We start from the raw sequence: 23,376 nt of genomic DNA, 5'->3' as shown, positions 1-23,376 counted from the left end.
GTTTATGAAGGAGAAATCGAAACATAACTAAGTTTTTGTTGTCTGCTGCGGGACATTCAGTGGACGTTAAACAGATGCTTGTGGAGGGGAATCTGGACGGGGTTTCAAGACAGAGATGACTTGAGACTAGACAAACCCAGTGAAACAAGAATCCCCCGTTATAATCTTTGATTTAACGGTGGGAGTGTCAAATCGAAGACTGTCGCGCCGCCCTAGAGCAAGCCCAAGCCCTCTTTCGCTCCCAACCCAATCCCCCCCAAGCCGCAGCCACCGCAACCCATCTGTACTATTGTCTTAACCATCTAGGGGATGGGCTGCTGGAGTTGGAATGGTTTACGAGTAACTACGACCATAATTATTTGCACACGGGCCAGGAGTTTTTTCGCATCGCCCGTCATTTTCGCCAAGAAGCGGCGGGACGCTTGCCCCTCTGATGCCCGATCCGATGCGCCTCCTTCACATACAATAGAGCGGTGTTAATCCCATGGAGGTTGGGCGATCATGGTGGATTTCGTTAGCCTTGAACAGGGCAGCACGATCAACGGATCGGATACAATCACGCCATTAACTGGGTTTACAGCATGAATGGTTTCCCTTGTGTCTTGGTGGTGACAACTAACCTCTCCCTGAGTCAGCAGATTGAGCGTGACCTGACGATGGCTGGGTATGGTGTCATCAGCAGCGAAACCTTGAATGCCCTAGAGCAACAAGTTGCCGCGATCGCACCGGCCTTAGTGGTGATTGATCAAGGCGAGTTTGGCGAGGTGGGTTTACAGCTTTGTCGGCAGCTCCGCAATCAGGGGAATCGTTTTCCGATCCTGTTGTTGATGACATCGGAACGGTTAGCAGATCGCGTCGCTTGTCTCGAAGCGGGGGGCGATGACTATGTTGTGGCTCCCTATCAGGGCGATCGCTTCCTCTCCCAAGTGCGGTTTTATCTACAACCCCCCCGCGAAAGTGATGAACAACTGCGGTTTGGCGATCTCGTCCTTGACCTGAGCACCCGTCGCGCCATTCGCAATGGCCGCGAGTTCGACCTCACCATGAAAGAGTTTGAACTCTTGAAATATCTAATGCTGCATCCCCGTGAGGTGGTGACCCGCGAGCAGATTCTCGAAAACGTTTGGGGCTACGATTTTATGGGGGAATCCAACGTGATTGAAGTGTATATTCGCTACCTCCGCCTCAAAATTGAAGATGAGGGGGAAAAGCGATTGATCCAAACGGTGCGGGGTGTGGGCTATGTGCTGCGGGAACCCTAGGGATCTTCCGCAATTGTTCGGTGGGCAGTGGGGCGAAAAACTCTTTACTATTGATGTTATTCCGGATGATGAGTCGCTCTGGTGAATCACAGACTTGTCCAACTATGGGGTTTAATCGCCTTGTGATGTTTGTTTTTTCGTGATCCTTGAACAACACTTTTTCTATGATGCGGGTCAAGCACAGTTCACATCGTTGGTATTGGGTGATCATTATCGTGATCGGTTTTGGCTTAGGGAGTTGTGCAACACCGACGGAACCGAGTTCATCAGACCCGTCATCACGCCCGGAATCCCAGGTAATTACTGACCTTGACTCCTCCTCTCAAATTTTGCCCATCGAAGCGATCGCCACCGTTCCCAGCAAAAACATCGAGCTACAACTAGAAGTGGCTCGCACTGCCGCGCAACAGTCCCTCGGCTTGATGAATCGGGAGTTAGACAGCCTGCCGGAAAACCAGGGAATGCTGTTTCCCTTCGACCCGCCGCGGCCGGTGACATTCTGGATGAAAAATGTTCAGATCAACCTTGATATGATTTTCCTGCGGGATGGGGTTGTGGTGGCGATCGCTGCCGATGTGCCTCCTTGTACGAGTGATCCTTGCCCGACCTATGGCCCGCCGGTGGTGGTGGATCAGGTGATTGAAGTGCGGGGCGGCCAGTCCCAAAAGATGGGCTTGGCGGTGGGCGATCGCATTACGTTAGAATTTTTGCAAAACTAATCGTTCAAACTTCCCACAACAGTGTAAAATCAGCTACACTATCGAATCAAATGCTCCGATCCGTTCATTAGAATTGCAAATTTTGTCGCGTCTCCCAAGGGTTTTCGGCGTTCAACCATACCCTTTATTGATCAGGCTCAACAAGATCAAATTCCATGCCATCGGAGAATAGCTGCAACCCACTCCGAGCCATAGTTGGTGTCAGTGTTTAGGTCTGAGATTTAAGCCTTGGGCGGATTGTTTCGCAATCGGCGCTTAAATCTGAGCACCATGCGGTTAGATCGAGGAGCAGAGGCAACTCGTTGACAGCGTTGCGGGGTCAATCCCCGCTAGAATCGCCATTCATTCAATCCCTGGAGTGGACAGATCAGGCACTGGCCCTTCGGGTTGAGGATAGTTTCGATAGTCATTCACAATCAACAGCAGCACAATTTAAAGCAATCCATAAGGAGGTGATACTACTCATGCACACAGGAACCTACGCCCGTTTAATTAAATTCTTACAGGATGAGTTGTCGTTATCAAAAGATTCCATCGCGATCGCTCAACGGTCGTTCGAGAAAAATCCGGGTTCATTCCCGATGATTCTCTGGCAATACGGTCTTGTGACCTTAGAGCAACTCGATCGCATTTTTGATTGGCTTGATAGTTCTCCTAACACCAGCAACTCTTAAAAATGATGGTTTTCTTTCCATACCAAGTGAATCCCCCATGGTCTGGTCAACAACAACATCGATAACAACGGGAAAGGTTAACCCTTTCCCGTTGTTGGTTTAAACCCTAGCAGCGCTGTCCCCCGTCACACCAGCGGATGCGGTGCGTTATTCCCGCCCGGCTCCAAAAGTCTCCAGACTCAGAATCGGAAGCAGGGTAATAGAATCAATAGACAACCCACCAAAAGCCGTCCTAGAAGGACGGGGTCTTAGACCCCGTTTTTCGATAAAATCGGACTTGTGAACCTGTGGAGTTGCCATGATTGAGAATCGACTCGATGAAATTTGTGCGATCGCCCGTGAAGTGGCGTGGGGTGCGGCGAATGTGTTGCGATCGTTCTATCGTGGCGAAACCGACCTGAACATCAAAGACAAAAAAGGCGACCCCGTCACCGCCGCAGACATGGCCGCCAATCGCTACATCCTCGACAATTTTGCCGCCAAGTTTAGCGGTGAACCCTTCGGCTACCTCAGCGAAGAAACCTACGATATGGAAAAGATGGAAGCGTTTCCCCAAGATTGGGTCTGGATTATTGACCCCCTCGACGGCACTCGCGATTTTATTGAAAAAACCGGCCAATACGCCGTCCATATTGCCCTCACCTACCAAGGTCGCCCCCAAATCGGCATCGTCGTCATCCCCGAAACTGATAAACTCTACTACGCGATCAAGGGCCAAGGCACTAAGGTTGAACGCTCCGACGGCACGACCACCCCGATTACAGCCTCACCCCGAAACCGGATTGAAGACCTCGTTTTGGTGGCCAGTTGGAGCCATCGTAATCCCCGCCTCAATCTGATGTTGGAGCGGATTCCGTTCAGCGATCGTAAATTTGTCGGTAGTGTCGGCTGCAAAGTCTCCACCATCCTCGAACAAGACACCGATGTCTACATTTCCCTCTCCGGGAAATCCGCCCCCAAAGATTGGGACTTTGCCGCCCCAGAATTAATCCTCACCGAAGCCGGCGGCCAATTCACCAGCTTTGAAGGCAAAACCCTCCTGTACAACCAAGGCGATGTCAACCAGTGGGGCGGACTCATGGCCAGCAATGGCCCCTGTCACACGGATCTCTATACCCTCGCATCGAAACTGCTCACCGAGATTGACGCAGAACTCGCAGCGGCTGAATAACCGCTTTCCCTCACCCTAGCCCTCTCCCTAGGGGAGAGGGAACTGGAAAAATGGATCGGCTCCCCTCGCCCTCTGGGAGAGGGGTTGGGGGTGAGGGAGATCAACTTTTGTCAGTCAACCAGGGGTATCCCTGAGATGCACCTGACTAAATCTGACTAAACCAAGTCGGATGAATCGTGACCACTTCAATCATTTTGGTCTCCACACCCAGCTTCAAATCTTTCAATAAGATGCACAGTTGTTCGCCATCAATGAGATCTAATGCGGGCGCACCATCGCGGGTTGCTTCTTGCTTGGCCGCAGAGGTGAATGTTCCTGTTGTGACGAATAATCCTTTGTCGGTGCGCCCTACCATTGCCCCCCGAAAATCACGGATCGCTGAAGCCCCCACCGAACCGGCATAACGTTTGCATTGAAAAAAGACCGGGAAGCTTAACAGCGCCATTTTTAACACCCCAATCCCATCAATTCCCCCATCTCCCGTTTTCCCGGTCACCTCCACTTTGATAAAGCCTGATTGACGCAAAACCCGCTGACAGAGGCGCTCAAAAGCGTCGGGGGCCATGGCTTTTAACTCTGACAGTAGGTGCTCAATCCAGACATCTGAATCCACGGGAATACCGGCTCGATGATCCCACTGGCTCTCAGGATCAAGATCTATATCAGATGGGCTGACAGAATCGGCATGATGTTCACGTTGGGTGGATGAAGGGGGGGCGGAGGCTTTCAGTTTTTCAGCCACAAACTGCTTGATTTGAACCTGATTGATGGTCTGTAGGGCTTGACCTTTGGGGGTTAAAGCCCAAACGCCGCGACTCACATTTTCTATGGCTTCATACTGTTTGAGGGAGGTTCTGGCCCAGGCTAAGCGATAGGCGATTTCTGTTTGGGGGCCGTCTTTGTGGAGAACGGATTGCTGGGCTTCACTGAAGTGGCCGGATGCGCAGACGCGATCGTAAATTTCTTGAACCGTACCAGATCCACCCAATTGCTTGAGGACTGTCAGGGTTGGTTCAAAAAAATGATCAATGGATGGAATGAGAGAATCCAAAGACATAGGGGGCAAAGAGGATTTCAAGTTGGATTCTATTGTATTCAAGCCTGGATTATTGCTTGGCGATCGCTGCCATGTCCCGGTGGCGCAGAATAATAATCCCCAGCGTCACCACCACCACGCCAAGGACTTGAATCCAGGTCAATGATTCCCCGATCGCAACCCAGGCCAGAATCAGCGTCAACGTGGGATTACTCGATCCGATCAGCGCGGTTTGATTGGCCCCGATTTGCCGAATTCCCAAATTTTGGAGGACATGGCCGATCAACGTTGCCAAGGCAGAGATTAAGCTACCCACCCATAGCCCCAGCCAATGCACATCGGGGGGAAGATCGAGGGTGAATGGTAAAAAAAGAGCCGCCAACAGGAGGGTAATCGCAAAACTAAGCCAGGTGAAGGGGATGGGGTGCAACTCTTGGAAACTCTGTTGCCCCACGAGGGTATAGCCGGCATAGGCGAGGCCCGCCGCTACGCCGCAAATCATCCCCAGGCCTTGATGGGGGACGGCATTCATTCCACTGGGGGACAGGGTGAGGGCAGTGCCGGTTAACATCATGACCATGACCGCCAATTGCACAGGGGTGGGGGCTTGCTGGCCGAGGATGGTGGTGAGGATCAGGGTGAAGAGGGGATAGAGGAAAAAGAGAATCAGGGCGATGCCGGTGGGGATCAGTCCAATGGAAATGTAGAGGAGGGCAAGGTAGAGAAACATCAAACCGCCGCCGGCGATCGCTTTGCCCCGCAGCCGACGATGTTGGGGGTGGCGCAGTTGTGCGATCGCCCCCCACAAGGGCGGATAGAGCCGCAACGACACCACACTCAGCACCGGAACCACCCACACCATCCGCAACGCCAACAACAAAAACGAATTCGCCAAAGACGGCTCCACAAAGCCGCCCACCCCCTCCCAACCAAACACCGAAGAGGTATTAAACAAGATCCGCACCGTCACATTTTGAGCACAGAAACAGAGAGCGGCGAGCAGTACAATGCTAATCCCAGACATGATGATCAAATTTCCCGTAGTGGCAAGTCAACAGGGTTTCACTTTAGCTTGATTTTCACCGCAGCATCTCAAGGCGTGAAATTCACCATCAAAAATCCTAGGCCCATTTAAAAAAGATGCACGCTAATAAATGTCGAGCTAGCCACCGCAAGCAAGCCAATCATAATCCCTTGACAGATTCGTAAATTTTGACCTCCTCGCAGCAAGAAAAAGAGGGTATATAAATCAATGAATGTGCGGGGGTAGTTAAACATATAGTCCAAAATATGCATACTACTCATCACCACCACCGCACCATACCCCACCGTTCCCAACAGCACGAATTTATTCACTTCAAGCTTGATTATTGCGATGATCAAGCTAGCCAAAATCAAGATACATAACACCCCAAACATATAGCCATCAAATCCATTTTTTAAATCAAAATTTAGACTAAAAAAGGATTTAATTTTCGCTGAAATGCCAAAAAATGGCGCAACAAAATTTGTGGTAGTGCCTGGAATGGTTTGGCTATTAAATCGGGTGAGCACGTAACCATTCCAGAGTACACTTGGCACAATTGCCGGCATGAAATAACGCCAATCTGCTTGGCGAGACTCCCAAGCACTGACCCCCATTAAGGTCAACCAAATTAACAGTGATGTTTCGCGGGTGAGGCAAGCTAGCATGATCGCAAGGGCAGACCATTGGGGTTTTTTAATACTGTAGGTGTAGAGGGCGATCGCCATCAGTACTGTATTCAAACCATCAGCGGTCGAAAAGGCCAACACAATCCAAAGTCCTGGAATACTCAGCGCCCCTAACGCGGGCCAAATTGGCTGCTGCCATGTTTCTAAATATCGACCCAAAACCCACACTAAAACAGGGATCGAGAGGATATTAATTAAAACCATCATATAGGGGATAAGCTGCGCATTTCCCAACCCTAAAACATAGCTCAAGAGGGGATAGAAGATGCGACGATAGCGAAACGGCGGGTCATCGAGAGCAGCGATGGAATCAGGATTCTGGAGGAAGGGATCGAGGGCGATCGTGAAGAAGAGTTGACCATCGTAGCCGAATTCGTCGAATTGGTAGGTGGTGTCTGGGTTCGCGTAGGGGGAAAGGGGCAGGACTGAGCCGATGCGCATGAAGCTGGTAATGTTGCTATCAAAACGAATGAAGAATGCGATCGCGATCGCCAGGGCAACGAAAAACGCGAGAATCGTATAGTTCCGAACCGGATTTTTAAAGACAAACATTAATAAATGACGTTAAATAATTCAGTGGACAAGAGCAATTATTAAGAATGTCCAAACAGGAAAAATAGACTAGATGCAGCAAGTCCGCCAATCATAGCCCCTTGACTATAGCGAACCTTGGGCACACCCAAGATCCAAAAAAACAAAAGATAAAGATCGATAAAGGTGCGCGGATAATTAAAAAAGTAGTCTAATATATTAATGCTGCTCATCATGAAAACGAGGCTGTAGAGCGAGATGCTGATCAGAATTAGGCGGTTCTGTTTGACATCTAGCAGGCTCAGTTTTATCCCTAATCCAATGATTAAAATTAATAACATAAAACAATACAGATCATAGATGGATTTTGGGTTTAGTCCTGAAGTTAGCAGGGTAGTTAGCTTTGCCATGATTCCCATCAATGGAATTGTGAAATTCTCTGTTGCGCCGGGGATTTGAGTGGCTGCAAATCGATTTAAAACGGCATAGTTCCACAGTATCATTGGAATTAAGGCGGGGATACTGTAGCGTAAATCTTGATATTTTCGATTCCATCCGCTGGTGATGAGCCAAGCAATACCGATGAGCAGTGAAGTTTCACGGGTTAAGGTTGCAAGGGTCAGGGCAAGGGCAGCCCAAATCGGGCGTTTGAGATGATAGTTGTAGATTACTACACTGATCAGCATGGTATTGAATAGATCAGCCGTGGAAAATACAAGGCTAATCCAAACACCGGGAATACTGAGAATTCCCAATGCTGGCCAGGTTGGCAGCGTGTGGCGATTGAGAACATCACTAATACACCAGATGATGACAACAATCGCAAGGCTATTGATGAGCACCATGACATAGGGAATAATCGCAGGATTGCCAAATCCTAAACTATAACTGAGGAGGGGATAGAAGATGCGACGATAGCGAAAGGGTGGGTTATCAAGGGCGGCAATGGAAGCGGGATTGTTGAGGAAGGGATCGAGGGCAAGGGTGAGAAATTGTTGACCATCGTAGCCTAATTCATTGGGGATAATCGTGCTGGTTTCGGGGTTGAGATAGGGGGAGAGGGGGAGGATTGAGCCAATGCGAAAAAATCCGGTGATATTGCTGTCAAATTTGAACCAATAGAGGAGCAAAACGAGACTGATGACAACGATCGCTGCCATCAAACTATTCCGTTGCGGTGCAGTTAACGCACGAAGCCAAGGATGGGCGCGGGTCATGAATGATTTTAGAGGAGCTGAATATCTTCCTTGGCATACCGTATTTTTGTTCGGGCTGTCAATAGAGTGAGGGGGGCGATCGCATTGTCTCTGGCAGCATTAACGCCATAATAGAAGGGATATTATGAGCAAGGGAGGAGGCGAGATGATTGGCGCGATCGCAGGAGATATTATTGGCTCGGTTTACGAATGGAATAATATCAAAACGAAAGAATTTCCGCTGTTTAGTCCGCAGTGCTTTTTTACCGATGATACGGTTTTAACGGTGGCGTTGGCTGATTCAATTTTAACGGGGACGAGCTATGTTGAGAATTTAAAACAGTTTTTCCAATGGTATCCCGATCGCGGCTATGGAAATCGGTTTCATCACTGGGCCAGTCAGGCCAATCCGCAGCCCTATAACAGTTGGGGAAATGGGGCAGCGATGCGGATTAGTCCGGTGGGCTATGCCTATGATGACCTCGAAACCGTATTAACAAAAGCGGCAGAGTTTACCGCCGTTACCCACAATCACCCCGAAGGGATTAAAGGCGGCCAGGCAACGGCGGCGGCGATTTTTTTGGGACGAATGGGTCAGTCTAAATTAGCGATCAAGACCTATATTGAATCACAATTTGGCTATGATTTAAGCCGCTCCGTGGATGATATTCGCCCGACCTATGCATTTACGGAATCATCCCAAGAAACTGTCCCCCAAGCGATTCGGGCTTGGTTTGAGGCGACGGATTTTGAAGATGCGGTGCGGACGGCGGTGTCTTTGGGGGGAGATTCGGATACCTTAACCTGCATTACGGGGGGGATTGCCCAGGCGTTTTATGGGGGGGTTCCGGCGGCGATCGCCACTCAGGTTTATGCCCATTTGGATGACCGTTTAGCCAGAATTACCCGTGATTTTATGGCGCTGGTGGAGGGGCGGCAGGGTGGTTAGGTATCGAGGCGCATGGCGGTATCAATGCGGTCTTGGGAGAGGAAGGCGCGATCGCTCGGTAACGGGGCAACAGGTTCCGTGAGGGTGAAGTCTCCGGCGGTGATCCATTGTTTGAGTTCTTCGGCGACCCGTTGCGATCGGTATAAACTCGCTAGGGGAGCGGTGCGCACGGTTTGGCCTTCGATGCTGATCCGGCCACTTTTTAACTGCGCATAGGAGACGAGGCCAAAGGTAGGACGTACCCGACGCGGAATCGAAAAATCCATCACCGGTGCAACGATCGCATCATCCTGCACCGCACACCGCGCCACCACCGCCTCATTCAACACCGGCATCGGCACACCCACCCCCAACATGATCGACGGGCCGTAATGCTTGAAATAGCAACCCCGCACCCAGTCCGGCGACATCTGTTTGGCATCACCGATCAAGGCCACAGTGGCGGCGGGGCCGATGGGGGTGCGGTTTTCGAGGCGTTTTTGTAAGGGAAAATGTTGCGTTCCTTCCCAGGCCACATAGCCCACACCGCCACCGAGGAAAATTTTAGTGCCAATCCCCACCACGGTTAAATCCGGGTCATTCAACAAGGGAGACATCGCGCCGGGATTGGAATAGACGGCATTGCCGAGGGTGGGTTGCAGCACCCCCAGATAGGTGTAGAGGGGGCGATCGCTCCCATTCACTCCCACGATAAAGTTTTGATATAAATTACGCGGATTAAACAAATAAAACTGATTGATCGTCTCCGCCCGAATCGACGTATCCAACGACGCACGGGGGTAACAATCGGTCACATGACCCGTCGCCCGCAATGGCACAGATTTACCCGCGATCAGCGCCTCAATCACATGACCTCCGCCCCGCTCTTGCGCTTCACCGTCCGGAGGAATTTCCGGGGGCATCGTCGCCCCCAAATATAAATCCACCGCCCCCAAGCCCGCATACACCGGCACATCATCGAGCCAACAGTGACGAATTTTAATCGGTGGATCGGTATGGCCAATATTGAGCATCGCCCCGGTGGACTCCATCGGCTCAAACGTGCCCGTGGTAATCACATCCACCGTTGCGGCAATATCGGCGATGGACTCAGTGAGGGCCCGTTGCTTCACTTCAGTGACGGTGAGGGCGATCGCCGTTTTCTGGACAATCTTGGCATTGATTTCGGTAATTGTGCGCTGCACACCCATCCCCGTTTTGCTCCTCTGCGTTTCTACAATGGTCGTGGTTTGTAGAAGTATACCCGCTCAAAACTATTGACATTATTTTTGCTCGCTAACCGTTGGGCCCGCCGAAAAAAGTTCACCGTTTCATCTTTGACCCAACCATATTGAATTGCCAATAATTCTAGGGCGATCGGTTCAATGGTTTGGTCTTGAATTAATTGATCGATTTGGTCGTCATTTAATAGCCCTGAAACTTGTAAATATTCTGTCAAATTATAGGATCGCTTCTGTTTTAACCATTGCGGTAACTCCACCAGAAAAAAGCGAACCGTTTGGGGATTGACCCAACCCTGCTGCACAATCAATTCCCCAAAGCGTTGGGATGGTGCTTGACCTTGTTTTTCAAGCAGGAATTCGACTTGATCCATCGAGAGTAATCCTGCTTCATGGAGCAATAACCCCAAGGGTTTTTTATAGCGATACTGATTAAATTTCTGTTGCGTGGCGAGCCAAAACATCGGCAAAATGTCGAATAAGTAGCGTTTCCACAGCCGCCGAGGTTCTGCCCAGAGACGATACAGCCACTCTAAACCCCACCGACTCATGTTACGGGGGGCACGACGAGTGACACCCGCCTCAAAGTCAATCGTTGCCCCGATCGCAAGGAAAATTTTAATCTGGGAGAGGCGATCGCGATATTTATAAATCCATTTTTCTTGCTTGGGTGCGCCGACTCCAACGGCCAGCACATTCGCATCGGTGGCTTGAATAATATCGAGAATTTTTTCGCATTCCTCAAGATTGCGTTCAAAGCCAAAGGAGGGGGAATGGACACCCACCACTAATTCTCGCCCGACTTTCTGGTTGATGCGTTCCTGGGCTTGTTGGGCCACGCCTTCCCGGGAGCCGAGGAGAAAAACGCGAATGTCTGGATCGTCTTTGTAATATTCATAAAAGGCGGGGAAAAAATCTGAACCGGAAATTTTTTCTTGAATGCGTTTCCCTAAGAGTAAGGCAATCCACATTAAAATCTGACTGTCACAAATAACATAGTCAGCGGTTTGATAGACGTGGAAAAATTCAGGATCATGTTGGAGTTTGATGAGGTGATCCACGTTGGGGGTGATAATAAATCCCCCTTGTTTGATCTGCCGGAGCAAGTTCTTTAAGGAAATATTATCAATGGAGATATTGAGAATATCAAATTTGGTCATGAGGCAGCCTAGGACGATACCCAGGAGTTAGGAAATAGGAATGAGTCTTGGGGAATATAGCGATCCTAAATCAATCGGAGATCTTATCTCCTCATCAACAAGGGGCTTAAGCCCCTTGCCTGTTCATGAATCAAATAGGATTGCTATGTCACTTCGCAATGATCGTGATTCTTACTCTAGTACCGAAGGGTGAGGGGGAAAATCCGGAGGTAATGGGTCAGACTTCCAAATATTGAGAATATCTTTCAAAACGATTTCTGTAAACCAAATCTGGCCGACGATGGTAAGGGGCAGGGAGAGGAAAAGACCGGGAATCCCAAAGGCGATCGCAAAAAAGAGTTGGGCGAGGAGGTTGCTTTCGAGTTGTTGGATGGTGATGTAGAGCAAAAGGACGATCAGGGATTTCCAGGGTTGATCGAGGAGGGCGATCGCCATGGGGGGGATGGCACTGAGTCCGGCCCCGAGGGTGGGGATCAGGGTAAACAGGCCGGCGATTAGGGCTTGGGAGAGGGCGAGGGGAATCCGCAGCAAGAGGAGACCGATGAAGCTGAGAAGGGTGACGGTGAGCATGTTGACGACGATGCCTTCAAACCAGCGTTGTAGGGCGCGATCGCAGGTTGCCAAAATCTCATCCACCCGTGGGCGGTAGAAGGCGGGAAACATCCTTAACACACCCTGGCGATAGGGGCGTGGGTCTACCAGTAGCATCAAGGTTAGGGCTGTCAAGAGTAAGACATTCAGCATCGCCCCTAAAGTGCTAGAAAAAATCGTCCACCCCTCGCCGAGGATGTTATTCCCCAGTTCGGGCAGTTGTGCGCCCATGTCCTGCCAATCGGGGAGCAGGGCCCAGACGCGGGGACTGAAGCGCTCTTCAAATTGGGCAATCCACGGGCCGAGGCGATCAATGCCCTCCATGACTTCTTGGGGCAGTTGGTTGATTTGGGCGACGACGGGCGGGACGAGCAGACCAAAAAAGCCCACAATCAAGACCAGGGAGAGGGCGATCGTCGCCATCACGGCCCGACCCCGGCCGAGGGATTTAAAATTTTTCTGTAAACCCCGCACCACCCCTGACAGGGCATTGGCGAGGATAATCGCGCCCAAGACGACCACCAGCAGTTGACGCACCTGCCAAGCTCCGTACAGCCCGATCAGCAGCAAGATGAGTCCGAACCAATGACCAAATTTCATAATTTCAACGGTTAAGCGGGGGGCGATGGACGCAAGGCTCGAACAGCGAGGAGGAGGGCGAGGAGGATGGGGGGCAAGGCGACGAAGGCGATCGCATGACCTCGCGTTGGGGCAATTGCCACGAGGGGGCCAACATATTTAATCACCCCCGAAATTCCGGCCGCCCCTAGGAACACTTTGAGAATGAGTTCAGTGACATCACGCAGGGGCATAGGCAAACCGTCTGAGGGTGGAGGGGAATTGCCCTCGATTTTAGCGGGTTGGCGATCGCCTTGCCTAGCGGCCCGCCCCAAAATCCGCGATGCCGGGGCAAACCTGGCGCGGCGGTGGATCGATCATGGCTAATTCCGGTGGCGATCGCTCGTAATTGTGTGGGGTTGTCAGGATGGCGATCGCAGGAGTATCACTCCGACTCTATTTAACGATTGGCACTTCAAAGGAGTTCCCCCTCTGCTTCAATGGGCCCGATTCCCGTGGCCAAAACACAGCACCTTTTTGAGGTTTACATGATTCGCATCCGCATCGGGCAATCCAGTGCATAAGCGGCGTTAAACATAATGGGAATCGGACAAGATGATCACGGGAAGATTCGGGACAACGAGGGATGGAATCCCTGAAATACAGCGATCCCAAACCCAAAAGGGGTTTAATGAATGGGCTGGATCGGGGCTTGTGGGGATCGGGAGAATCTTCGCAATCTTTGCTCATTTTAAGAGTCGTGATTGAGCGATTCTAGAGTTGAATGCTTGAGCAAAGATTAAGAATGCTGGATATCACGAAGTTCTCATGTCTAGACGAAAAGAAATGTAATTAATTGTGTGCAGATCCCGTTAGCTTTTCAATCTATAGAGATAATGTGCCTAGACCTCTCATTGGGTTTGAGATCAGTGAGAAATGATTTTCCTTCTTGCTGTGTGCTCAAGCGTTCCTCATGTCTACGTCCTGCCCCAACCTCCATGCTCTGATTCGTCCAGTGCCGGTGTGCTCTCCTCAGGTCACGCTCACATCGCTCTTGGGATTATTTTCAGGAACCACGACGGATGTGGTGGTGTGCTTGGATGCGGACTATAAACCCTTGGGGACGATTTCCTTGGCGACGCTGTTGCCCTTCCTCCAAGCACCGCAACCGGATCAGTCCTTTTCGTCCACTTGGCTGCAATCGCTCCCGATTGTCACCCTTGATGAAAGTTGTGATGCGATCGCCGCCTTCATCCACGAAAATCCGAAAAAATACTATGCGGTGGTGGACAGTGAGGGAAAATTTCAGGGCTTAGTGAATGGTTGGCAACTTTTACCGCAACTGCTACGCCCGGAACTCACCGAGCGCATGAAAGCGTTGCTGATGCTGCTCGATCATATCCCGATGCCCCTGCGCCTCGAAACCGAAACCGGGCAAGTGTTGCAACAAAACAAAATGTGGCAACACCAAGTTAATCCCCAAGCTGAATTTCTCCATGAGAATGTTGGCCTCGACAGTACGCCCGCCACCCCGGTGATCCCCGTATCGTCACGGCAGGACAGCACCCTTTCCACGACTGTATCGACGCTGAAATTTTCAGGGCCGAACCTAGCCTCCGACAATCAGCATATTTGGAAGCTGCTCCGCTTTCCCCTCTCGATTCCCCTCGCCCATGAGGGGGAACCGTTGCGGCTGGTACTGGCGACGGACATCACCGAACAGCGACAACTCTGTAAAGAATTAACCGCCAAAAATGCAGATTTAGTCCAACTCAATCGCCTCAAAGATGAGTTTTTAGCCTGTATTACCCATGAATTGAAAACGCCCTTAACGGCGGTGTTGGGGCTGTCCAATCTGCTCAAGGATGCCAAGCTCGGCCCGTTGAATCCTCGCCAAAGCCGCTATGCCCAGTTGATCCATCAAAGTGGACGGCAACTGATGGGGGTGGTGAATGACATTCTGGATTTAACACGCTTAGAAACGGGACAACTGAAGCTGAATCCGGAGCCGGTGCAACTGGCATCGCTGTGCGATCGCGCCTACGAACAGGCCCTGGCCCAAGTGGTGAGCAGCCATAACCCCGACGCGGAAAAAAGCCAACAAACCCGATTCACCCTGACGATCGAGCCGGGTCTAACGGGTCTGGTGGCCGATGAGTTGCGCTTGCGGCAAATGCTCAGTCACCTGTTGGAAAATGCCCTGAAGTTCACGCCCCCCACGGGGCAAGTGGGGTTAACGGTGAGCCGGTGGCAAGGCTGGATTGATTTCACCGTCTGGGATACGGGGATCGGGATTCCAGAATCCGATCAACATCTAATTTTTCAAAAGTTCCAACAGTTGGAAAGTCCCCTCACCCGCCAATTTGAAGGCGCGGGCCTGGGGTTAGTCTTGACCCAACGCTTGGCCCGTGCCCATGGGGGTGATATTTCGTTTATCTCGAAGTCCGGCCACGGCAGTCGCTTCACCCTATTGTTACCCCCTAGCCCACCCCAAGGGGCGGCGAAAAAAGCCAATGGCACACCGGTACAACAACCCACGCCAAATCAGTTGGTGATGATTGTGGAGGCTGTGCCCCACTATATTGAAGGGTTGACGTTGTATTTGCAGCAGTTGGGCTATCGGGTGTTAATTGCGCGATCGGGCACAGAGGCATTGGAAAAAGCTCGGCAAATTCAACCTCGGATTATTTTTCTCAACCCGTTGCTGCCGTTGCTGTCGGGGTGGGATGTGTTGACGTTGTTGAAATCTGATCCGAGTACCTGCAATATTCCGGTGCTGGTGACGGCAACGCGGGCGGAGAAGAACCAAGCGAAGCAGAATCGGGCCGATGGGTTTTTGACGCTGCCGGTGAAGTTAGCGCCACTGCGGGAGAGTTTGCTCAAGATTCAAACTGCGTTGGTGGGTGAGACGCAGAATATTACGATTTTGCATTTGAATGCCCAGGAGAACCCGGCAGCCGAGGGACATTCTCCCTTTGTGCAGGAGTTTGGCGGGGAGATTGCCCACCATACCGGGCCGGTGAATTACCGGATTTTGGAGGCGGATGATCTAGAGCAGGCGGATATTTTGGCGCGGGTGTGGAAGCCGGATGCGCTGTTGTTGGATGGGACACAGTTACAGAATGCGGGGTCGTATTTGCGATCGCTCACCAGTTATCCGGCCTTAACCATTCCCCCGTTGATCACCCTGGACAATCAAACCACAGCGATCGCCAACCAATACCCCGAACTCACCGTCTGTCCCTGCCTGATTCCGATCACCACCGACAGCATTCCCGCTCTGCTGCAAGTGATTCAAGTGGCCACCGGCATCACCGTCCAGCCCAATATTTTGGTGGCCAGTGATGAACTGCGCCTGCCCCCCACCGCCCCCCCGGAACACCACGCCCCCCACAGCTTTATCCACGCCCTCACCCAATACCTCCAAACCGCCGGATTTCGGACGGTGCTCTCCAAATCCTGGCCCGAAATTCAACGGCAGTTAGCCAATAACCGGATTAATCTTTGGGTCTTGCATATCCATGAACCCACCGCTGAATCCTTCTGGCTCGAACGCCTCGCCGCGATCCGCCAGCAGTATCCCACCTTGCCGATTCTGCTGGTGGACTATCGCGATGAGTCCAAAGATACGGTGTCCTCCCTCTGTGCCCATGCCACCTGCACGATCACCGATGCTGACCAATCCATGACGACGGTGCTGCAAAAAATCAATCAACTGATTCTGGGCTAACCCATTCCACCCCTAGACCTGGCGCAGTGGCGGGGATTAAGCACCCATCCATGTAGGTCATCCCTTGGAAGGGATCATCCTGGAGATTGAGGTGACTATCGAGATCGATGTAGTGAGCGTAGGGGGCTAACTGATTGAGGGCAGCGTTGGAGAGGCTGCTGTCGGCGTAGCAGCCGTACATGATCTGTAAGTTGTGGCTTTGGGCGGCGTGGATCATGCGGAGCACTTCACTGAGTCCCCCGGCTTTCATTAGTTTGATGTTGATGCCATGGACGACGGGGGCAAGGCGGGGAATATCAACGGCGGTGAAACAACTTTCATCGACAAAAATGGGCAGGGGCGATCGCTCATACAGGGCCGCAAAGTCCCCTTCATCCTCCACGGGTAAGGGTTGTTCGAGGTGACGCACACCCCGATCCGCGAGCCAATCGGCCATGGCGATCGCCTCTTCTAACCGCCATCCCCCATTGGCATCAACGGTAAATTCTCCATCGGGAGCCGCCGCCTGCACCGCCTCAAACATGGCGCGATCGGCCGCGATGCCCACCGGCGACCCCAGCTTAATCTTGAAATGCCGCGCCCCCAGTTGATCCTGCCATTGCCGCACCCGCGCTTGGGCCAGGGCCGGATCACTAATCCCCACGGTGACCGAAGTGGGGACGCTGTGCTGCGGCTCTAAACCCCACAGTTGCCAGAGGGGCAGCCCCGCCCGTTTCCCCAACCAATCATGCAAGGCTGTATCCAATGCCGCCCGCGTCGCTGAGGACAGGGAGGCAATTTCAGCGGCGATCGCTTGACGTTGGAGCGGATGGTACTGCCGCAGGATCGGCGCGATCTGGCTTAGTTCCGTCTGCATGGTGGCGGCGGTGAGGCCCTCCTGGCGGGTGACGGAAAAGGCCGTAGCCTCGCCCCACCCCTCAATGCCGTCGGCGTAAATGCGCACCCAGAGGTTAGTGTTTTGCGTGGACGTGCCGCGACTAATGGTTAACGCGACGCGCTTATGGACGGTGAAGGGAGTGATGGTGATATCCACAGGGTTTTAAGGGGATCGCGGGGGTTAGCGGTTATAGCGTTGGGTCAGGGTGAGGAGGCGATCGCTCAAGGCCTCGGTTAACTGTGCTGAAGATTGGTAACGCCATCGCCAATTTCCTGCATTCACGCTCGGATCATTCATCCGCGCCCGACCGTCCAAATCCAGCAAATCCTGGAGCGGCAGGATCGCTTGATTGGCCACGGACGCGAGGGCGAGGGTGGTGAATTCCCAATTAATCGCGGTGATCTGTGCGGGGGTCTCGTAACCGAGATACTGCGCCACATTGTGCCGTTCGGTGTCTCCCGTTGTGGCCCACCAGCCGAGGGTTGTGTCGTTGTCGTGAGTGCCGGGATAGACAACACAGTTTTGGCTGTAGTTGTGGGGCAAATAGGGGTTATTGCTGTCGTCCCCAAAGGCAAACATCAGGATCTTCATGCCCGGAAAGTCGAAGCGATCGCGCAAGGCCTCCACCGGCGGCGTAATCACCCCCAAATCCTCCGCCATCACCGGCAGCGAACCGAGGCGATGGCCCAAGGTTTGAAAGAAGGCCTCCCCCGGTGCAGGAATCCATTCGCCATTGAGGGCGATCGTCTCCTCTCCCGGCACTTGCCAATAGGCCTCAAAGCCCCGGAAATGGTCAACGCGCACCAAGTCCACATACAACAGCGTTGCCCGGAACCGGTCTACCCACCAGGCGAAGTCCGTCGCTTCGAGCATCTCCCAGTCATAGACCGGATTACCCCAGAGTTGCCCCGTGGCGCTGAAATAGTCCGGCGGCACGCCCGCCCGATAGGCAGGGGCGAGGGTTTGGGGGTCGAGTTTGAAAATCTCCCGATTCGCCCACACATCGGCACTATGCTCGCAGACATAGATTGAAACATCGCCGATGATCTGAATGTTGCGCTCATTGGCATAGCGGCGCAGGGCTTGCCATTGGGCGAAAAATTTAAACTGGACAAATTGATGGTAGGTGATGCGGTGGCTTAACTCGGCCCGTTTTGCTGCCAATACCGCCGGATCGCGCCGTGCTAAACCCGGTTCCCACTGATGCCACATCCGCTCCGGCTGCTGTTCATGGATCGCAATGAACAAGACGTAATCCTCTAACCACCAGGCCTGCGCTTGGCAAAACTGCTCAAACTCTGGGCTGGGGCTAAAGTTGCTGTAGGCCTGTTCGAGATAGTGGGTTTTGTGGGCAATGACGCGATCAAAGTCCACCCGTTCCGGGTTCACATCATCCAAGGGGGCGATCGCTGCCGTGATTAACCCCTCCGCAGCCAGTTGATCCAGACTGATCATCAGGGGATTGCCCGCAAAGGCACTGAAATTCATCGTGTAGGGCGAATGTTCATACCCCGTCGGCCCCAAGGGCAAAATTTGCCACAGTTTTTGACCGCTGCGCAGGAGGAAATCAACGAAATCATAGGCAGCTTGTCCAAGATCGCCAATGCCATAGGGGCCAGGGAGTGAGGTGGGATGGAGCAAAATACCACTTGCGCGGGGAAATGCCATAGTTGAGGAATTCTCTCAATCGAATGAAGTGCCATGTTCATTACACCATGGCGATTAAGCGATCGCTGTATTTTGCCCGATTTGATCCTCATTTTGTTCAAGCCATGATAGCTCTCACCAACGATGCGCATCCTGACCGAATCAAAAGAGAGAAGCCAAGCTTGACTTCTCTCTTTTTTGATACCCCCAAGGGAATTCGAATCCCTGTCGCCTCCGTGAAAGGGAGGTGTCCTAGGCCTCTAGACGATGGGGGCCTGTTCTTTTTCGGTTGATGAGCGCAGTTTTGAAGGGCGCGTTTCACTCGAACGTTTCTAACTATAGCGAACCCCTATGGGACTGTCAAGAATATTTTTAGAGTTTTTTGATCTGCGGCGGCTCCAGCCCTGATCCTCCCCTAGAGTTTGCCAAAGCGGAGTTGGCTGAGGCGCTGTTGAGCTTGGGGGTCAAGGCCGCTAAACAGAAAACGGCGGGACGATTGTTTGGGTTTGCGATCGCGATGCACCCGGCGACGATTAGACTGCTGCACGGCGATCGCCAATTGCCGCGCCGACAAACATTCCGCCCCGTACCCGCTCGCCGTCTGCTGTTGGGCATAGTCCGATGTGGCGACGATCAACCGTTTGCGCGTGACTTGGCGGGCATGGTGGGCGCAGGACTTTTCAATGTAAGCATCAGCGGTTTGGGCGTAGTCCGTATAATGCACGGACAGATGCGGGGTGTAGGCTTCGGTGTAGGCTTTTTCGCGGCGAGCGTAGGCATCAAAGACCACTTGGGTTTGAAAATCCTGCCAGGCGGCGTAGTTAATCAACTGTTCAATCAGGCGATCGCGGGCCGCATCAAGACCCTCTTGATGTTGCAGTTGTTTGAGATCGGGCCAAGCCCCGATCATGTTATAGCCATCGACCAGGAGACGAGCAAAAAAACGGGGAGCAGTCATGATTGAGGTTAGCGTCTAAAAGCGTCATAAAAACAGCATGAACGGTAAGAGGGTCTTGTTCGGATCGTTGCAATGCGATCGCCACCCAACCGGGCCGCCATTGCATCAATGCAATCCCCACTGCAACCAGCACCAAGTTTGAACCAGAACCTCACATCATGTTAACAATGATTGCAAGTTGTAACTGAATCAATGGCCACCGTTCTGCGGTTTCAGGGCTGCGATCGCAGGCTTTGGGGCAGAACAAACAGGATGGCGGCGGCCAAGAGTCCCAGCCCCAAGCTCACGCCAACGACTTCAGCAATGGGGCCGAGGGAGGGGGTGGGTTCGGGGTTTTTGTAGTAGGGGTAAGCGGTGGCGGTAACGCCTGCAACCCCTAGGCCGCCACCGATGGCGCTAATCATGTTTTGTAGGGTGCGATCGCTCTCGATTTCTTGGGCTTGACGGGCGCGATCGCTTTCCGCTTGGTCAATTTCCACGAGGCCGCGAATCGAATTAATTGCCGTATCCAGCAACCCCGATCCATGGCGGAAATAGTTCAGATCGGCAGTAATTTGGTCTTGAAACGTGACGGCTTCTTTTTCCCCAAACACGCGCAGGGCGGTTAAGGGTCTTGGGATCAATTGCCCCATCTTCTCTTCAGCGGCCAATTGCTCCATCTGCTCTAGGGTAGCCAGGTAGTTCCGATGGTTGATGGCGATCGTATTGCGGGCATATTCGAGATTCCGCAGTTGGTGAGAATAGGCAAGAGAAATCGTCAAGAGGTTTTTGAGTTGATTTTTTAAATCCTTCAATGATTCGTCACTCAAAAGCTGATCATTCTCACGATTGAAGTAATTTTGCTTCAATTTGTTAATTCTTTGCTCATTGTCATTAACGATTTCATCCGCATTTTGATAAAAAAGACGGCTCTGTCTAAAAGTGCTACTCATTTTGTGGCGATAGAGCAATAAGTTTGGCAGAGACCAATAGAATTTATTTAAAGTTTTGGTTGTAGATTTATCAAACATGAACAACATTAGCAAATGTCCGTAGGGATTTTCGCTAACTGTTTCCCTTGGATTGCCAAACTCATAAAGATAGCCATTGCAGCAGGAAGCGACCCGATATAATTGAGGGAATTGAGCAATGTCGGCAGGTGGAATGTCAAAAAAGGCATACCAGCAATCTTTTGCTGCTTGATCCAAGTCGCGAGGATTGGAGGGAGGGGCCTGGTTTAAGTAAACCGTCAGCAGCAGGGTTTGCCCTAAAAACTCGGCTCGATCATGAATGTCTACTTTAAAACAATTGTTAGGATTGAGTTTTTGTAAATCTTCACAACTATATTGATCAGCACCATATTGTTCTGGAAAGGCAACCCGCAAATTCAGAGCATAGGTGTCATGAATGGCTTGGGGATAAATGAATCCCTTTAATCCATTTTCTGTTTTAAAGTTTTGTTGTCGCTTACGTTTTTGATTAGGTTTAGTGGGATAATTTGACTCTAAAAGATTGTAGGATTGGGGACTGGGTGGGTTAACCAAATCCAGCGTGATATTTAAAGAAAATGCGCCTAAAATACGTTGATACTCATCCTGTACCCATTTTAAATTAATAGCTGGTGATGGTTCGGCATTTGAAGCAGTTGGATCATTGTTGTCAATGGCAATGTTTAACCCATCATAAACATAATAGGAAAACCAATAAAGGCTTGGCGCATAAATCGGAGATGAGAAATTATTCATGCTGACGGCTGATCCGGTTTGCTATTTTGAATGGCCTGCATAATCATCGTTTTATTAATCACACAATCCACGCTTTCCCCTTCTAATGTAGTATCCGTATCATCATCTTCGCCAATTTCTAAACGAGTTTTCAATTTAGCGATATCAATTTGATGGTGACTGCACCACTCTTTAATACAGATCGCTAAGTCTAGAGGGTCGTTCGCGGTCTGGGTGAGACGCTGTTCAAGTTCAGGTAAATATTGCTGAATTTTTGTATTGAGGGTTGGATCTGCTTTGAGTTTTGCTAAGACCTGCAAAAAACTATTAACGGTCTTGGCGGCGCGGGGGGGCATATAGTCTGGCATGGCTTTTGCGGGTGTTAAGGTATTTCTGCAAGTTCATTAAGCAACGGCAAAACCATTATACTGGCGCATAATGGGGGCATGATAGGCTAAGACAATATCCTGTTTAGGAATACCCAATTCTACCAATTGATTGGCTACGCCTATTTCTGTACCATCATATTGAATCCAGATTTTATCGTTAATCACATCAATATGAATCAGGGAACCACAAATGCGCTGAGTTCCACTCCAGCCAACATGAACAAGTTGATAGTGATCCTGTTGGTAATCAAAGGCGGTATAGACTTCTATTTCACCATAGGAGGGCTTAATTTGTGCCTGTTCGCGCAAAACAGATTCAACAATTTGCCGATATTTTGTTAATTGATCTTTTGCAGGCATAGGCAGTTTCCTAGGGGAGTCCACTGGCGCTGAAGGCGGCCCAGTAGCGTTTTGGGGCGAAGGGTGGATCTTGAGCATAGTCAAACAGTTCAAGCCGACATGCCTTGATGTCATTTTCAGACATTTGTAGACTTTTAGCACACCAGCCTAGAAAATCAGCCTTTGTGGTGGTACGGAACCAAGTCTGGGCGGCTTTTAAGGCTTGGGGGATGGGTTGATTGTGGTTAAGTTCTTGGTAAAAGCGGATGGTGAGAAAGGCGGTGGCGAAGTCATCCACACACCAACGGGTATCAACTACGGTGTTACTTCCAGCATAAAGGAGGGCGTTGGCGAGGCCGATGTATTCGTCGGTGGTGCGGCTGTCGAGGCGGCCGGTTTCGCAGGCGGAGAGGATGACGAGGCGGCAGGCGAGTTTGAGGTTGCGGTAGATTTCGGCAGCGGTGAGGCCTTGGTGTTCGGTGTCGAAGCGGCGGCCATCTCGGAGGGTGAGGGTGCGATCGCCGTCCAGGGGGGCGGGTTTGTCTCCGGCGAGGATCAGGGCGGAGTTGAGAGGGTTGGTGCTGTTGAAGCCGCCATGACAGGCGAAATGGATGATCTCGCTGTTGTGGAGTTGGGCGCGGGTGGTGGGTTGGGCGAAGGCGGGTTTATTGGCGGCGGCGTGTTTGAGGATGTGGACGGGATCGAAGCGGCGGCGGATCAGGTCAATTTCCACATCGGCGTAGTGGAGGTCTTGGGTGGGGTTTTGGATGGCGAAGAAGGGGGCGGTGGTTTGGGTGCGGGGGCGGTTTTGCAGGTAGGCGAGGATTTGGCAACTGGGGGCATAGCGTACCCCCTGGGCAAAACAATCCTGTAGGGGTTGGCCCTCACCCCCGGCCCCTCTCCCAAAAATGGGCGAGGGGGAAGCCCCACAAAACATCCCCTCTTCTCCCCTC

The 23,376-nt window shown here is 51.7% G+C and carries 21 protein-coding genes and 1 tRNA gene; 6 read left to right on the top strand and 16 right to left on the bottom strand.

Annotated elements, in window-relative coordinates; all coding sequences use genetic code 11:
* Nucleotides 1-581 precede the first annotated feature (581 nt).
* The 4 genes from nblR to PN477_RS07645 all read left to right on the top strand — a co-directional run bounded on the left by nblR (nucleotide 582) and on the right by PN477_RS07645 (nucleotide 3,826).
* Entirely contained in the window at nucleotides 582-1,262 is a 681-nt protein-coding gene (nblR, locus tag PN477_RS07660; protein ID WP_272118728.1) for a response regulator transcription factor NblR, read from the top strand.
* A 164-nt stretch (nucleotides 1,263-1,426) separates the two neighbouring features.
* Nucleotides 1,427-1,981, top strand: a complete 555-nt coding sequence (locus PN477_RS07655) for a DUF192 domain-containing protein (RefSeq protein WP_272118726.1) — start codon at nucleotides 1,427-1,429, stop codon at nucleotides 1,979-1,981.
* Nucleotides 1,982-2,445: 464 nt separating this feature from the next.
* The gene (locus PN477_RS07650) at nucleotides 2,446-2,655 is read left to right on the top strand and encodes a DUF2949 domain-containing protein (protein WP_272118725.1); all 210 of its coding nucleotides are present in this window, start codon (nucleotides 2,446-2,448) and stop codon (nucleotides 2,653-2,655) included.
* A gap of 298 nt (nucleotides 2,656-2,953) precedes the next feature.
* Nucleotides 2,954-3,826 carry a 3'(2'),5'-bisphosphate nucleotidase CysQ family protein gene (locus PN477_RS07645; protein WP_272118723.1) on the top strand — a complete coding sequence of 291 codons (873 nt, stop codon included), beginning with the start codon at nucleotides 2,954-2,956 and terminating at the stop codon, nucleotides 3,824-3,826.
* Between the two features lie 145 nt (nucleotides 3,827-3,971).
* Here PN477_RS07645 and PN477_RS07640 read toward each other — a convergent pair whose 3' ends face one another.
* From PN477_RS07640 to PN477_RS07625, 4 genes are all read right to left on the bottom strand, one after another.
* A complete protein-coding gene (locus tag PN477_RS07640; protein WP_272118721.1) occupies nucleotides 3,972-4,883 on the bottom strand; it encodes a restriction endonuclease in 912 nt (303 codons plus the stop codon).
* Between the two features lie 49 nt (nucleotides 4,884-4,932).
* Nucleotides 4,933-5,886, bottom strand: a complete 954-nt coding sequence (locus tag PN477_RS07635; RefSeq protein ID WP_272118719.1) for a DMT family transporter — start codon at nucleotides 5,884-5,886, stop codon at nucleotides 4,933-4,935.
* 107 nt (nucleotides 5,887-5,993) lie between these two features.
* Nucleotides 5,994-7,127, bottom strand: coding sequence for an AZOBR_p60025 family cell surface glycopolymer formation protein (locus PN477_RS07630; RefSeq protein ID WP_272118718.1), 1,134 nt, complete (start codon nucleotides 7,125-7,127; stop codon nucleotides 5,994-5,996).
* Nucleotides 7,128-7,168: 41 nt separating this feature from the next.
* On the bottom strand, nucleotides 7,169-8,266 hold the full coding sequence (locus PN477_RS07625; RefSeq protein WP_417158773.1) for an AZOBR_p60025 family cell surface glycopolymer formation protein: 1,098 nt from the start codon (nucleotides 8,264-8,266) through the stop codon (nucleotides 7,169-7,171).
* A 202-nt stretch (nucleotides 8,267-8,468) separates the two neighbouring features.
* Here PN477_RS07625 and PN477_RS07620 point away from each other — a divergent pair, with 202 nt between their 5' ends.
* Entirely contained in the window at nucleotides 8,469-9,251 is a 783-nt protein-coding gene (locus PN477_RS07620; RefSeq protein ID WP_417158772.1) for an ADP-ribosylglycohydrolase family protein, read from the top strand.
* Here the strand turns inward: PN477_RS07620 and PN477_RS07615 are convergent.
* The 4 genes from PN477_RS07615 to PN477_RS07600 all read right to left on the bottom strand — a co-directional run bounded on the left by PN477_RS07615 (nucleotide 9,248) and on the right by PN477_RS07600 (nucleotide 13,034).
* Entirely contained in the window at nucleotides 9,248-10,441 is a 1,194-nt protein-coding gene (locus PN477_RS07615; protein ID WP_272118713.1) for a homocysteine biosynthesis protein, read from the bottom strand. The two genes, PN477_RS07620 and PN477_RS07615, sit on opposite strands and share 4 nt — an antisense overlap.
* Before the next feature lie 23 nt (nucleotides 10,442-10,464).
* The gene (locus PN477_RS07610; protein WP_272118711.1) at nucleotides 10,465-11,631 is read right to left on the bottom strand and encodes a WecB/TagA/CpsF family glycosyltransferase; all 1,167 of its coding nucleotides are present in this window, start codon (nucleotides 11,629-11,631) and stop codon (nucleotides 10,465-10,467) included.
* 171 nt (nucleotides 11,632-11,802) lie between these two features.
* The gene (locus tag PN477_RS07605) at nucleotides 11,803-12,822 is read right to left on the bottom strand and encodes an AI-2E family transporter (protein ID WP_272147127.1); all 1,020 of its coding nucleotides are present in this window, start codon (nucleotides 12,820-12,822) and stop codon (nucleotides 11,803-11,805) included.
* Nucleotides 12,823-12,833: 11 nt separating this feature from the next.
* Entirely contained in the window at nucleotides 12,834-13,034 is a 201-nt protein-coding gene (locus PN477_RS07600) for a hypothetical protein (RefSeq protein ID WP_272118707.1), read from the bottom strand.
* Between the two features lie 719 nt (nucleotides 13,035-13,753).
* Between PN477_RS07600 and PN477_RS07595 the strand changes: the two genes are divergently transcribed.
* A complete protein-coding gene (locus PN477_RS07595; RefSeq protein WP_272118705.1) occupies nucleotides 13,754-16,510 on the top strand; it encodes an ATP-binding protein in 2,757 nt (918 codons plus the stop codon).
* Here the strand turns inward: PN477_RS07595 and PN477_RS07590 are convergent.
* From PN477_RS07590 to PN477_RS07555, 8 genes are all read right to left on the bottom strand, one after another.
* The gene (locus tag PN477_RS07590; protein WP_272118703.1) at nucleotides 16,488-17,543 is read right to left on the bottom strand and encodes a dipeptide epimerase; all 1,056 of its coding nucleotides are present in this window, start codon (nucleotides 17,541-17,543) and stop codon (nucleotides 16,488-16,490) included. The two genes, PN477_RS07595 and PN477_RS07590, sit on opposite strands and share 23 nt — an antisense overlap.
* 24 nt (nucleotides 17,544-17,567) lie before the next feature.
* Nucleotides 17,568-19,055, bottom strand: a complete 1,488-nt coding sequence (gene malQ, locus PN477_RS07585) for a 4-alpha-glucanotransferase (RefSeq protein ID WP_272118701.1) — start codon at nucleotides 19,053-19,055, stop codon at nucleotides 17,568-17,570.
* Between the two features lie 181 nt (nucleotides 19,056-19,236).
* Nucleotides 19,237-19,309 (bottom strand) — tRNA-Glu (locus PN477_RS07580).
* Between the two features lie 140 nt (nucleotides 19,310-19,449).
* Nucleotides 19,450-19,992 (bottom strand): NYN domain-containing protein, encoded by a 543-nt coding sequence (locus tag PN477_RS07575; protein WP_272118699.1) that lies wholly within the window; start codon nucleotides 19,990-19,992, stop codon nucleotides 19,450-19,452.
* A 212-nt stretch (nucleotides 19,993-20,204) separates the two neighbouring features.
* The gene (locus PN477_RS07570; RefSeq protein WP_272118697.1) at nucleotides 20,205-20,753 is read right to left on the bottom strand and encodes a hypothetical protein; all 549 of its coding nucleotides are present in this window, start codon (nucleotides 20,751-20,753) and stop codon (nucleotides 20,205-20,207) included.
* Nucleotides 20,754-21,712: 959 nt separating this feature from the next.
* Entirely contained in the window at nucleotides 21,713-22,063 is a 351-nt protein-coding gene (locus PN477_RS07565) for a hypothetical protein (protein WP_272118695.1), read from the bottom strand.
* Between the two features lie 36 nt (nucleotides 22,064-22,099).
* Nucleotides 22,100-22,444, bottom strand: coding sequence for a XisI protein (locus PN477_RS07560; protein WP_272118693.1), 345 nt, complete (start codon nucleotides 22,442-22,444; stop codon nucleotides 22,100-22,102).
* 10 nt (nucleotides 22,445-22,454) lie between these two features.
* A partial coding sequence (locus PN477_RS07555; RefSeq protein ID WP_272147125.1) for a CHAT domain-containing protein occupies nucleotides 22,455-23,376 on the bottom strand: 922 nt, incomplete at its 5' end.

The organism is Spirulina subsalsa CS-330 (assembly GCF_028330765.1).
GTDB classification, from domain to species: domain Bacteria; phylum Cyanobacteriota; class Cyanobacteriia; order Cyanobacteriales; family Spirulinaceae; genus Spirulina; species Spirulina subsalsa_A.
The sequence above is the reverse complement of the archived record's forward strand: the minus strand, read 5'-3'. Positions and strand labels throughout refer to the sequence as shown.